The sequence below is a fragment of the Brevibacillus fortis genome (assembly GCF_046196545.1).
Classification (GTDB): Bacteria; Bacillota; Bacilli; order Brevibacillales; family Brevibacillaceae; genus Brevibacillus; species Brevibacillus fortis_A.
Genome location: NZ_CP176370.1, coordinates 188,736 through 200,000, shown reverse-complemented (window position 1 = coordinate 200,000; position 11,265 = coordinate 188,736). Strand labels below are relative to the sequence as shown.

Below are 11,265 nucleotides of genomic sequence, written 5' to 3'. Positions count from 1 at the left end.
TTGTCAATGTCTGGAATGAACCACCAATTTTAGTAGCTGACAGCCTCATCACGCGCTGTTTCCAGCGGTTCTTCACTGTCATCTGCGTAGTTTTCGATCCAGTCGACATAGTTCATGAGGACGCGACGAAGCTCCTCTTCTGTCTCAACCGCATTCACGAGATTTTTCGTGTGCGTCGAGCCCTTCAAGCCTTTCAAGTAATACGCCGCGTGCTTGCGCATCTCAAGGACTCCCACTCTCGGACCCTTCAACGCGATTAAACGCTCTGCATGCAATAAACAAATATTCATCTTTTCACGTGCGGTTGGCTCTGGACCAAGCTCGCCCGTTGTCAGGTATTGAATGGTACGATACAGCATCCACGGATTTCCGAGCGCAGCGCGTCCAATCATAACACCATCGCAGCCCGTTGTATCCAGCATACGTCTCGCATCCTCAGGAGTAGCGACATCCCCGTTTCCGATCACCGGAATCGAAACGGTTTCCTTCACGCGACGGATCCACTCCCAGTCAGCTTGCCCCTTGTACATTTGTACGCGGGTACGTCCATGAACAGCAACCGCTTTGCCGCCTGCACGTTCTACTGCCTTGGCATTATCCAGTACGTACAGATGATCTTCGTCCCAACCCAATCTCATCTTCACGGTAACCGGCTTGTCGACCGCATCGACCACAGCAGATACGACTTCGTAGATTTTATCTGGATTGAGCAACAGACGCGCACCTGCATCACAGCTCGTAATTTTCGGCACAGGACAGCCCATGTTGATATCAATGATATCCGCATTCGTATGCTGGTCTACATATTTCGCCGCACTCACTAAGGTTTCCTTGTCTCCACCAAAAATCTGCAAACTTAGTGGTTTTTCGCGTTCGTCGACAAACAGCATATCTATGGTTTTTTTGTTTCCGTGCACGATGCCCTTGTCGCTTACCATCTCGGCGCAAACCAATCCAGTACCGAACTCCTTGGCAATCAGACGAAAAGCAGGATTACAGACACCTGCCATTGGAGCGAGAACTACGTTGTTCTTTAATTCAATATTGCCGATTTTCATCTATTTTCGCCTCCTTATTCCCGATTAGTCGGGGTCTTGGAGAGGACAATCCTATCCAAACTTCATTACATCACTTATTTATAGCACATAATTCATCGTAGTCCACCTGTAAAGTGCTGGCGATCTTACGTAATACAGGCTCTGTTGGCGTACGAGTTCCTCTCTCTAATGATCCAACAAACGACAGTGACACTCCCATCTTTTCCGAAAGGGACTGTTGCGTATACCCTTTTAGCTTTCGGAAGGACCGGATTCGATTTCCCAATTGATTGCTCCCCACTCACGTACCCCCTTGTGATCTTCTACCAATAAGGAAAGATAATGATCGATGGTCTGGTTATGCTCAGGTAAAACGCCGCCTTCCCAAACGTCTCGAAGCGGCACGAGTACAAAAGCACGCTCGCTCAGCCCGGGATGAGGAATCATGAGATTGTCTTGCGAAACACGAGATGTCCCGTACAACAGTAAGTCAATATCAATCGTGCGCGGTCCCCATCGAACCGTTCGCACACGACCCAGCTCTCGCTCTACTGACAAAGCCGTCTCTAACAGCTGATCCGGGCTTTGTTCTGTTTCCACAGCGATCACCATATTCAGAAATGCATCTTGTTCGACGTTACCAAATGGATCAGTCTCATAAACAGAGGAGACACGAAGCACGCGAATTCCAGGTTGCTCGTTCAATCTCTGAATCGCCTGGCGCAAGTTCAGTACCCGATCCCCGAGATTGGAGCCTAGCGCCAAATACGCACAAACTGTCATGAAGCAAAATCCTCTCTTCTACGGATCATCTCAATCGCAACCGACTCGTAATGCCCATTGATCGGCGGATTCGGCTTGGTCACTTTTGCTTTGACTTCATGCAAAGGGAATTGCGCAAGTAGCCGTTCTGCTATCACAGCGGTCAGTTTTTCTACCAGCTGAAATCGTTCACCCTCGACAATTTTTTGCACACAAGTAAAGATATCGGCGTAATTGACTGTGTCGTGAAGATTGTCACTTGCTCCGGCTTTGGATAAATCGAGCGATAGCTCCAGATCGACATAAAACCGCTGGCCCAGCTCGGCCTCTGCTCCAAACACACCGTGATATCCGTAAAAAGACATGCCATTGAAGTAGATTTTATCCAAGGTTAAATGCCCCCTTTTAGCATCGCGTCCATCATCTTCGTAACGCGCTTCATTTCTTTGACATCATGCACCCGTACCATATGACAGCCTTTTGCCGCCCCAAGGGCAACTGTCGCTGCGGTACCTTCGACACGTTCATCTACTGGCAAGTCAAGAACATGACCGATCATCCGCTTGCGTGAAGTGGCAAGTAGAACGGGATAGCCTAGCCCTACCAGATCATCCAGCCTGCGCATCGTTTCGAGATTTTGCTCGACAGTCCTTACAAACCCGATCCCCGGATCAAGGATGATTCGCTCCTGTTTTACCCCTGCCTGCAAGGCGATCTGTAATGACTCACGCAGGTCTTTGATATAGTTTGGGAAAAAGTCGTGATAGTCCGTGTCCTCGCGATTGTGCATCAGGATAATGGGCACGTCGAGACGAGCAGCTACCTCTGCCATCCGTGGGTCACGCTTTGCTCCCCATACATCATTAATGATATGTGCCCCTTCCAAAATGGCCCGTTCTGCAACCGCCGCTTTGTATGTGTCAATCGACAACGGAACAGACAATTCCTGCGAAAGAATCCGAATGATTGGCAGCACTCTGTCCAGCTCTGTTGCTTCATCGACTGCTTCCGACCCCGGTCGTGTCGATTCTCCCCCGATATCAATCAGGTCAGCTCCGGCCTCAACCATCGCACGTGCTTGTGCCAGTGCTGCTTCCACATCGACATAGCGACCACCATCCGAGAATGAATCAGGTGTCACATTCAAAATGCCCATAACTAGCGTACGCTCTCCCAGTGGCAGGACGTACTGGCCACAGTTCAGTTCGCGGCGCGCACGAAGCTTGGCAGGCATAGCTAAAACGTCCCGTACCTCTGCCGCCAATGCTCGTAGTTCTTCTGTTTGGGTTTTCATATGATCCAACGCCAAATCCATCTGCTTGTGTGAAGCCAACAACAGCGCGTATTTCTTGTCGGCAGTACCTGGTTGGTCTGAAATAATGGCTTCCGCATCGAAAGAGTGCATAATCTCACTCACACTCTCTGCTACAGCCACACTTATGTTTTCCGTGTGAATCTTCAGGCTCGTCCCCGCTTCCGCCATGCGCTCCGCTTCCGCAACAGGAACACCCCTTTTGACAAGCTCCGATACCAGCTCAGCGAAGGTCGCAGCATGGATTCGAAATGAATTGTATTTCATGATCAAACTCCCTTATTCCGTCTTCGCACATTGAATAGTAGCATACCATAATTTACTCGCTAGCCGCTACAGACTGACGGTAGGCGCGGTGCAGTTCGCACGAATATGTACCATATGTCGAAGGGACGCAATGACCGTCAATTTCGGTAATCGGAACGATCTCTTGCACGGAATTTGTCGTAAAGACTTCATCGGCGTTGAGCAGATCTTCCAAGCGATATCGCCCTTCTTCGACAGGCATCGATAATTGCTTTGCCAAAGTCAAAACATGTCGCCGCGTCACACCATCAAGAATGCCCGTATCAATAGTAGGGGTAAACAACTGGCCGTTCTTGACCCAGAAGACATTGCTCACAATTCCTTCAGCCACGAAGCCATCATGCGTCAAAAATAGACCTTCCACATCGGGACGGGCGCCGAGTTCTTGACGTGCAAGCGCATTGTTTAAGTAATTGTGCGATTTAAAGCGCTGCTGGCCTTCTGCTGTCTGTCTAGCCAGCATCAATGTCTGCAATCTTTTTGGCGGAGGAGGTACTGCTAGAGGTGCTACGGGTTTGGCAAATACGAATAAGCACGGACGCTCGTACCCCCCTGCTACTAAGCCCACTCCTTCTGCCCCAGCCGTAATACTCAAGCGGACGTAAGCATCACGCAACTCATTGGCATCTATGGTCATCAAGATGGCTTCAGCCAGCTCTTCCTTTGTCCAAGCAGGTTGAATCTGCAACGCAAAAAGCCCGGAACAAAGCCGGGCGTAATGAGCATCCCATAAAAATAGCTTGCGGTCGTATACACGTAACGTTTCAAACAAACCAATACCGTACAAAAACCCGTGGTCCAATACCGATACTGTAGCCTCATGAGCCGGACAAATCGTCCCGTTTACGTAAACGTGCATCTGCGCTCTCTCCCGATAATATAGTCGAGAGCATCATATCACATTTCCGAAGAAAGTGCCGTTTCCCCCGAGCGTTTGCCGTGTACGAAACGCGAGATAGTAATAGAGATTTCATATAAAACGATGAGTGGCACAATTACCATAATATCGGAAAGAAAATCAGGCGGCGTAATCGTAATCGAGATGATTGCGAGCACCAGATAGGCCGGCTTGCGCATTTTTGCCAAACGATGCGGGTTGAGAATCCCTAAATGGCTCAAAAACAAAACAATCACCGGTAGTTCGAAAAGCAACCCAAACGGCAGGCACAGATTGAGCATAAAGGTGAAGTAATCATTCGCTGTAATGACTAGCTCAAAATTCCCGTTGGATAGCCCCAACACAAATTTATACATCATCGGAAAGAGCACAAAGTAGGCGAAGGAAAGCCCGAAAATAAATAGCAAGAATAGAGCCGGGATATACATGAGCGCCACTTTTCGCTCTCTTTCTTCCAATGCGGGCACCACAAAGCGCCAAACTTGATAAGCGGCAACCGGAATTGTGATCGCAAGTGCACCGACTGCGGCCAGCTTCACATAGATCGACAGGATATCTCCCGGCCCAAGAATCGCTAGCTTTTCCCCTGAATGATTCGCTAATGCCAAATAAATATGATCCACAAACAAAAAGCAGATAACCATACTGACAACAAGAACGGACAACACAATCAGAATTCTGCGGCGCAGGTCTGTAACATGCTCAAGTATAGGCATCTCTTTGCTCACTCGAACTCCTCCTCATGCGCGGAAAAAGGCAGTGCGTCTCGTGTACGCACCGCCTTCACTCAGGCTGGATTAGTTGATTCGTTTCAACGCTTCTTCTGGAGCCTTCTCTTTTTCATCATCGTCTTTGGTCAAATCTTTTGCTGCGGTTTTAAATTCGGTCAAGGTTCGTCCAAAAGCACGACCGATTTCTGGCAGCTTACTCGGCCCGAAAATCACCAAAGCAATGATCAGGATCAGAATTAATCCAGGAATACCGATGCTCGACAGCATAATCTGTTACACTCCTTGTCCTAGAAACCTGTAATAGCAATCACGCTCGGCATGGCTACTGCATTTCCGCCTTTAGGCCAGTGGCTGGTTGGCTTGTCATACGACTTCAGGTTTTCACCTGGATGCTGCACCGCCAGGAACAGTGTTTTTTCATCAGGGGTGAACCAAGGGCCTGTCATTTCAGCACCTACTGGAGCGGAGGCGAATTGTGCAGCTTCTCCTTTGTTGTTACCCGTTGTTGGAATGAAAAACACACCATTGTTTCCAAAGGATTTATAAATGCCGCTGTTCATCGACGAGGACGAGATATCTGTCACGATCCACAGGTTACCCGCGCTGTCGAAAGCCATGTTGTCTGGTGCAGCAAAACCGCTTTGTGGTCCGCCTGCTGCAAAAATCTCAAACGTAAACTCCAAGCCTGCATGGTTGTTGTCATTCTCGAACAGACGAACGATTTGTCCATAGAAGTTGCCATGCTTGTCGTTGTTGGTCAAGGCAATGAAGACGGAACCATCAATCGGATGCACTTCCAGGTCTTCTGGGCGATCCATCGGGGTAGCCCCTACCGCTTTGGATGCATTGCGGCAGTTGAGAAGCACATCAGCCTGAGAAGCAAACATCGGTTTGCCATCTGCATCGACTGCTTTTTTCAGTGCTTCGTTTGTTGCGAAATCCAACGCAATCCACTTGCCCTTACCAAAGTTGGCAACGTACAGTGTACCCTCTTCCAGTAGCTTGGAATTGTTTTTCCCTGCCTTCGGATCGTACTTGCCTTTGGATACATACTTATACACGTATTGGTCTTTCGCATCATCCCCCATGTAAACGACCAGTTGTCCAGTCGGAGCCAGAACCATTGCCGTGTTTTCGTGGGAGAATCTGCCCAGCGCTGTATGCTTTTTCGGAGTCGATTTTGGATCAAATGGATCTACCTCAACAACCCAGCCATAATGCTCGGCTTCAGGCAGCTTGCAATCGCCGACGACGTCCATGTAGTTTTCCTCGCAGGAAAGAATTGTATTCCACATCGTCACGCCGCCGGAGCAGTTCGCAAATGTTCCGGTTACTTCTTTAGCAATGGAAGCTGCTGGACCCGTCAGCACATGCTTGGTCAGCCCGCTTACCCGACGACCATATTTGGAATCGGAAACAAGCTTCCATGTGCCATTTTCTTTTTTGATTTCAATAATGGAACCGCCCAGTGCATACAAGTATTTTTCGATTTGTGCAGGGGTACGTTTGTTGTCCTCAGAATCAGCATTCAGATAGTCATAACCGTTTACGTAATATTCCAACTCACCTAAATATTCGTGATTTACCCACAAGAGGCCATGATCGGACTTGCCTTCGATTGGCAGGAAACAGGTGAAGTCGTTGTTGAACCCGAAGGTATCTCCTGCTGCATTGATTTTATCTCCATAAGACGCCACTACATCGTATTTAAAACCGTCCGGCAGTACAACATCGTCTTTTGTAGTCGGATGAATTTCTTTGAATTTCGGATTGAAGTTATGCTTCTTTGTATCGAGACCAAACAGATGATCGGCCGTTTTTCCTGATAGGGTATTACCAGCTGCCAGGGCAGGAATTCCCGTTGCCACCGAAGCCAACGCCGCTGTCCCTACTCCAAGATAAGTCAAAAACTGTCGACGATTTACATCCATTTACTATCTCTCCTTTTTTGCCTTCTTCGATTTCATTGTACAAGCCGTATATCGAGGAACCATGAATGTTATATAAAGAGTATGTAAATAAAAAACCGCCCTCGTAAAAAGGCGGTTTTCCTGTCGTATCTATACGTTAACCTGTCGTATGGCGCGCGTATGCGGTAAGGAAGTTCTTCAGTAATTGCTTTCCGTGCTCGGTAATAATCGATTCAGGGTGGAACTGAACGCCTTCGATTGGGTACTCCCGATGGCGCACAGCCATAATTTCACCTTCGGCTGTCCGGGCGGTTACTTCCAACTCACTCGGTATCGACGCTTCCTCAATAATCAAGGAATGGTAGCGTGCAGCCGTAAAAGGGGAAGGGATGTCCTGAAAGATGGTTTTGCCATCATGGAAAACTTCCGACGTTTTTCCGTGCATCAAGCGCTCGGCCCGAATGACTTTTCCGCCAAACACTTGCCCTATGGACTGATGGCCCAAGCAAACACCCAAAATCGGAATTTTTCCGGCAAAATGGCGGATCGCATCCATGCTGATCCCCGCTTCATTTGGCGTGCACGGTCCTGGAGACACCATCAAATAATCAGGTGCCAACCGTTCGATTTCTTCCAGTGTCATTTTGTCATTGCGATACACTTGCAGCTCTTCCCCAAGCTCTCCCACATACTGCACCAAATTGTAGGTAAAGGAATCGTAGTTATCAATCATCAAAATCATCGTACACTCATCTCCTCTCAACTCATCGTTCTCTGCTCGCTCAACTCAAGTGCTTTCCACAACGCTTCTGCCTTTTTCAATGACTCGGCATACTCAGCCTCTGGAACCGAGTCAATCACGATACCCGCTCCAGCCTGCACATGAGCTACGCCATCCTTGATCACCATGGTGCGGATGGCAATGTTGACCTCGATATCACCATTGAAGCCAAACCAGCCAATTGATCCCGTATACACGCCTCGCTTGACGGGCTCCAGCTCCTCGATGATTTCCATCGTGCGAACCTTTGGCGCTCCGGTGATCGTTCCTCCCGGAAAAGTCGCTTCGATCGCATCAAGCGCATCCTTGCCTGCTGCCAGCTCTCCTTTGACGTGAGAGACGATATGCATGACGTGGGAATATTTCTCCACGACCATAAATTCGCTGACCTCCACACTGCCAAAACGGCAGACACGGCCCATGTCATTGCGTTCCAGATCAACCAGCATGACATGCTCTGCACGTTCCTTTTCATTATCAATCAGCTCACGTGCCAATGCATCGTCTTGCTCGTCCGTTAATCCACGCGGACGTGTTCCGGCGATCGGACGCGTATGCACTTCCTTGCCTTTAACCTTTACAAGTAGCTCTGGCGAGGCACTAACCAACTGAAATTCTGGGAAGCTCAGATAGCCCATATAAGGAGACGGATTCAGCTTGCGAAGCACATCGTACACTTCTGGGGCTGTCACCTGCACGGGCTTGCTTTGCCGTACCGACAGATTGACCTGAAAAACATCCCCCTGGGCAATGTACTCCTGCACCCGACGAACGGCATCCTCGAATTGGTCTTTGGCAAAGGATACGGACGCTGGCACTAGCTTGGCAAGCGGTCTTTTTCGCAAAGCTTCCCAATCTGTCTCATCGCGATCCATTGCCAATGAAGCAATCAAGTCCATGCGTTTTTCCAGGTGGAGTGCAGCTTGTCGATAGCTCTCTTCGGTCAAATTGTCCGCGCTCAAATGCGTCAGGCAAATGATCTCTCGGGTCTCATGATCAAAGACAAGAAGGTCTTGCATTATCATAACATACAGGTCTGGCAACTGTAAGTCGTCAGTCGCTATCTGTGGCAAGCTTGGCTCAAAAAAGCGGTTCATCTCATAGCTGATATAGCCTACGGCACCTCCAGCAAAATCTGGCATACTTGGAAGCACAGGCGTACGGTAACGAGAGAGCAGCTCTCGTAAAGCATTCAATGGGTTGTGACTCTCTATGCCCTCGATTTTCCCTTCCGGGTACGAAACGATGGTTTCTCCTCGCTGACTGCGCAGCGTAGCGATAGGCTCATATGCCAAAAAGGTATACCGCCCAGCTCGTCCACTTTCCAAGAGGACAGCATTTTGGAGAGAAGGCTGTAGTTTTGTGAGCACCTGCCACGGATCAATCGTCGAAGACCACGGTTTACGCAGGGCGAGGGGAACTAACGGATAAGATAAGGCATACGTCTGGCAATCAGCAAAGGTAGGGAACATTCTTCCTCTTCACGCTCCGGTTTTCACTATTTATCCGTTCATTATATAGTTGCCTGACACAAAAAGAAAAGACCACGTCGCCAACGTGGCGCTCCGTGGTCTTGCGGTATCTTTTTACAATTAATCTTCGAACTGATACAGAGGCGTGGACAAATAACGCTCCCCATTCGAAGGAATGACAACGATCACCTTTTTGCCTTTGCCGAGCTTCGCTGCTACTTGCAGAGCTGCATGGATCGCTGCTCCAGACGAAATCCCGCCGAGAATACCTTCCTGACGCGCAACACGACGCGCAGTTTCAAAAGCGTCCTCGTTTTCTACCTTAATGATTTCGTCGTAAATTTGTGTATCGAGAATCTCTGGAACAAAGCCAGCCCCGATACCTTGGATCTTATGTGGACCTGGTTTGCCGCCAGACAAAACTGGTGAAGCCGCAGGCTCAACAGCCACGATTTGTACATTCGGATAGTGTTCACGTAGAACCTGACCTACACCTGTAATCGTTCCGCCTGTACCGATACCGGAAATAAACGCATCTACGCCGCCAATTTCCTTGGCTTGGTCCAACAGCTCACGAGCAGTTGTCTCACGGTGAATGGCCGGGTTTGCCAGGTTTTTAAACTGTTGCGGAATGAAATACGAGCTATCTTCTTTCGCCAGCTCTTCCGCTTTGCGAATAGCTCCGCCCATCCCTTCGCTGCCTGGTGTGAGAACCAGCTCCGCACCATACGCACGCAACAGATTGCGTCGCTCAATACTCATCGTCTCTGGCATGACCAGAATAGCACGATATCCTTTTGCAGCAGCAACCATCGCGAGTCCAATACCGGTATTTCCGCTCGTAGGTTCAATGATAGTATCACCCGGTTTCAGACTTCCATCTGCCTCTGCTGCCTCAATCATCGACAACGCAATTCGGTCTTTTACACTGCTGCCCGGGTTGAAGAACTCCAGCTTCAAGTAAATGTCTGCAATATCTTCGGTGACAACACGATTTAGCTTTACAAGCGGAGTAAATCCAATCAAATCGGTAATGGAATTAGCCACGCGCATATGTTCTGCCCCTCCTATTTTTATAACCGAGTAAAACGCTAGGATTTATTGACATAATTATATCAACGGTAGCCTATTTGGTCAATGAGGCATTTGCCCAGAAATCTGGACCCCTACCGATTTTCGCAATCGCTCCAGCACGACATCCAGCGACTCGACCTGGGCAAATGCGATCTCTCGGCGCAGCTCATCTTTTACCTCTTCAAATGTCCGTTGACTGGCTTCCCTGCGCTCTGTCAGTTGGTAAATGACGTATTGATCTTCTATTTTGATCGCTTCGCTATATTTGTCCTTCTCCAGCTTTTCTACAATGGGCTTTGCCTCGTCAGGCAATCGATTATCCTTGAGGGAAACCCAACCTACATCGCCACCGTTCACAGCTGTATCCGCATCAATCGAACGCTCTTTGGCAATCGTCTGAAAGTCGGCCCCGTTTTTTAAATCAGCCAAAACTTGTTCCGCTTCTTTTTGGGAAGCCACAACGATTTGTCCTAAACGCATCTGCATTGGTCGGGTATAACGGTCAGATCGGCTATTGTAGACGTTTAGCAATTCTTCATCCTTGATGGTCATGTCCTTCGTTGCCAGGGTTTGCAGCAGGATTTGGTAAGAAATCTCCTGCTTCAGGGCTTCCACGGTCGTTCCCGCTTGTTTTAACAGCGCAGCCTCAAACTCGCTGTCTGTCCGACTGCCATAACTGTCGCGAATCTGGGAAAGCTCTTGCTCCAGCTGTTTCTGATCAACCGTGATGCCGGATCGCTTCGCTTCTTGAAAAACGACTTCCCGATTAATCATGTCGTTTAGCACTTGCTTACCGAACTTTTGTTTCAGCGCCGTTACATACTCATCGTTGCTAATCGTCTTATCCCCTACGATGGCGGCAGGCTGCAGCTTGCCTGATGCCTGGTACCATGCCCAGGTAACGGCAAGCAGCAACAATACAAGCGCCCCAATGAATGCCCACAACCCTTTTACGTTGGTCATGCCAACACTCCCCTACTTG

The 11,265-nt window shown here is 49.0% G+C and carries 13 protein-coding genes; all 13 read right to left on the bottom strand.

Features of this window, described 5'->3' with window-relative positions; all coding sequences use genetic code 11:
• Positions 1–29: 29 nt before the first annotated feature.
• The 13 genes from dusB to ACKKE8_RS01115 all read right to left on the bottom strand — a co-directional run bounded on the left by dusB (position 30) and on the right by ACKKE8_RS01115 (position 11,246).
• Positions 30–1,058, bottom strand: a complete 1,029-nt coding sequence (dusB, locus tag ACKKE8_RS01175) for a tRNA dihydrouridine synthase DusB (protein ID WP_409176605.1) — start codon at positions 1,056–1,058, stop codon at positions 30–32.
• A 70-nt stretch (positions 1,059–1,128) separates the two neighbouring features.
• Positions 1,129–1,338 carry a helix-turn-helix domain-containing protein gene (locus ACKKE8_RS01170; protein WP_047074774.1) on the bottom strand — a complete coding sequence of 70 codons (210 nt, stop codon included), beginning with the start codon at positions 1,336–1,338 and terminating at the stop codon, positions 1,129–1,131.
• Positions 1,290–1,820, bottom strand: coding sequence for a 2-amino-4-hydroxy-6-hydroxymethyldihydropteridine diphosphokinase (folK, locus tag ACKKE8_RS01165; RefSeq protein WP_409176604.1), 531 nt, complete (start codon positions 1,818–1,820; stop codon positions 1,290–1,292). Before folK ends, ACKKE8_RS01170 begins: the two co-directional genes overlap by 49 nt.
• Entirely contained in the window at positions 1,817–2,188 is a 372-nt protein-coding gene (gene folB, locus ACKKE8_RS01160; protein ID WP_409176603.1) for a dihydroneopterin aldolase, read from the bottom strand. Before folB ends, folK begins: the two co-directional genes overlap by 4 nt.
• 2 nt (positions 2,189–2,190) lie before the next feature.
• Positions 2,191–3,378, bottom strand: a complete 1,188-nt coding sequence (gene folP, locus ACKKE8_RS01155; RefSeq protein ID WP_409176602.1) for a dihydropteroate synthase — start codon at positions 3,376–3,378, stop codon at positions 2,191–2,193.
• A gap of 52 nt (positions 3,379–3,430) precedes the next feature.
• The gene (pabC, locus tag ACKKE8_RS01150; RefSeq protein WP_409176601.1) at positions 3,431–4,276 is read right to left on the bottom strand and encodes an aminodeoxychorismate lyase; all 846 of its coding nucleotides are present in this window, start codon (positions 4,274–4,276) and stop codon (positions 3,431–3,433) included.
• A gap of 38 nt (positions 4,277–4,314) precedes the next feature.
• Positions 4,315–5,043 (bottom strand): twin-arginine translocase subunit TatC, encoded by a 729-nt coding sequence (gene tatC / locus ACKKE8_RS01145; protein ID WP_409176600.1) that lies wholly within the window; start codon positions 5,041–5,043, stop codon positions 4,315–4,317.
• A 69-nt stretch (positions 5,044–5,112) separates the two neighbouring features.
• Complete coding sequence (gene tatA, locus ACKKE8_RS01140) at positions 5,113–5,313, bottom strand: twin-arginine translocase TatA/TatE family subunit (RefSeq protein ID WP_017247013.1); 201 nt, start codon at positions 5,311–5,313, stop codon at positions 5,113–5,115.
• Positions 5,314–5,333: 20 nt separating this feature from the next.
• On the bottom strand, positions 5,334–6,977 hold the full coding sequence (locus ACKKE8_RS01135) for a PhoX family protein (RefSeq protein ID WP_409176599.1): 1,644 nt from the start codon (positions 6,975–6,977) through the stop codon (positions 5,334–5,336).
• 136 nt (positions 6,978–7,113) lie between these two features.
• Positions 7,114–7,698: an aminodeoxychorismate/anthranilate synthase component II gene (gene pabA / locus ACKKE8_RS01130; protein ID WP_409176598.1), complete on the bottom strand. Its 585-nt coding sequence runs from the start codon at positions 7,696–7,698 to the stop codon at positions 7,114–7,116.
• 17 nt (positions 7,699–7,715) lie between these two features.
• Positions 7,716–9,209 (bottom strand): anthranilate synthase component I family protein, encoded by a 1,494-nt coding sequence (locus tag ACKKE8_RS01125; protein ID WP_409176597.1) that lies wholly within the window; start codon positions 9,207–9,209, stop codon positions 7,716–7,718.
• Between the two features lie 120 nt (positions 9,210–9,329).
• On the bottom strand, positions 9,330–10,262 hold the full coding sequence (gene cysK, locus ACKKE8_RS01120; protein ID WP_409176596.1) for a cysteine synthase A: 933 nt from the start codon (positions 10,260–10,262) through the stop codon (positions 9,330–9,332).
• 81 nt (positions 10,263–10,343) lie between these two features.
• Positions 10,344–11,246: a peptidyl-prolyl cis-trans isomerase gene (locus tag ACKKE8_RS01115; protein WP_409176595.1), complete on the bottom strand. Its 903-nt coding sequence runs from the start codon at positions 11,244–11,246 to the stop codon at positions 10,344–10,346.
• Between the last annotated feature and the right edge of the window lie 19 nt (positions 11,247–11,265).

Bases quoted from the DNA above. Each gene is read 5' to 3' on its own strand.
- dusB (WP_409176605.1), bottom strand. From the start codon at position 1,058: ATGAAAATCGGCAATATTGAATTAAAGAACAACGTAGTTCTCGCTCCA.
- folK (WP_409176604.1), bottom strand. From the start codon at position 1,820: ATGACAGTTTGTGCGTATTTGGCGCTAGGCTCCAATCTCGGGGATCGG.
- folP (WP_409176602.1), bottom strand. From the start codon at position 3,378: ATGAAATACAATTCATTTCGAATCCATGCTGCGACCTTCGCTGAGCTG.
- pabC (WP_409176601.1), bottom strand. From the start codon at position 4,276: ATGCACGTTTACGTAAACGGGACGATTTGTCCGGCTCATGAGGCTACA.
- tatA (WP_017247013.1), bottom strand. From the start codon at position 5,313: ATGCTGTCGAGCATCGGTATTCCTGGATTAATTCTGATCCTGATCATT.
- ACKKE8_RS01135 (WP_409176599.1), bottom strand. From the start codon at position 6,977: ATGGATGTAAATCGTCGACAGTTTTTGACTTATCTTGGAGTAGGGACA.
- pabA (WP_409176598.1), bottom strand. From the start codon at position 7,698: ATGATTTTGATGATTGATAACTACGATTCCTTTACCTACAATTTGGTG.
- ACKKE8_RS01125 (WP_409176597.1), bottom strand. From the start codon at position 9,209: ATGTTCCCTACCTTTGCTGATTGCCAGACGTATGCCTTATCTTATCCG.
- cysK (WP_409176596.1), bottom strand. From the start codon at position 10,262: ATGCGCGTGGCTAATTCCATTACCGATTTGATTGGATTTACTCCGCTT.
- ACKKE8_RS01115 (WP_409176595.1), bottom strand. From the start codon at position 11,246: ATGACCAACGTAAAAGGGTTGTGGGCATTCATTGGGGCGCTTGTATTG.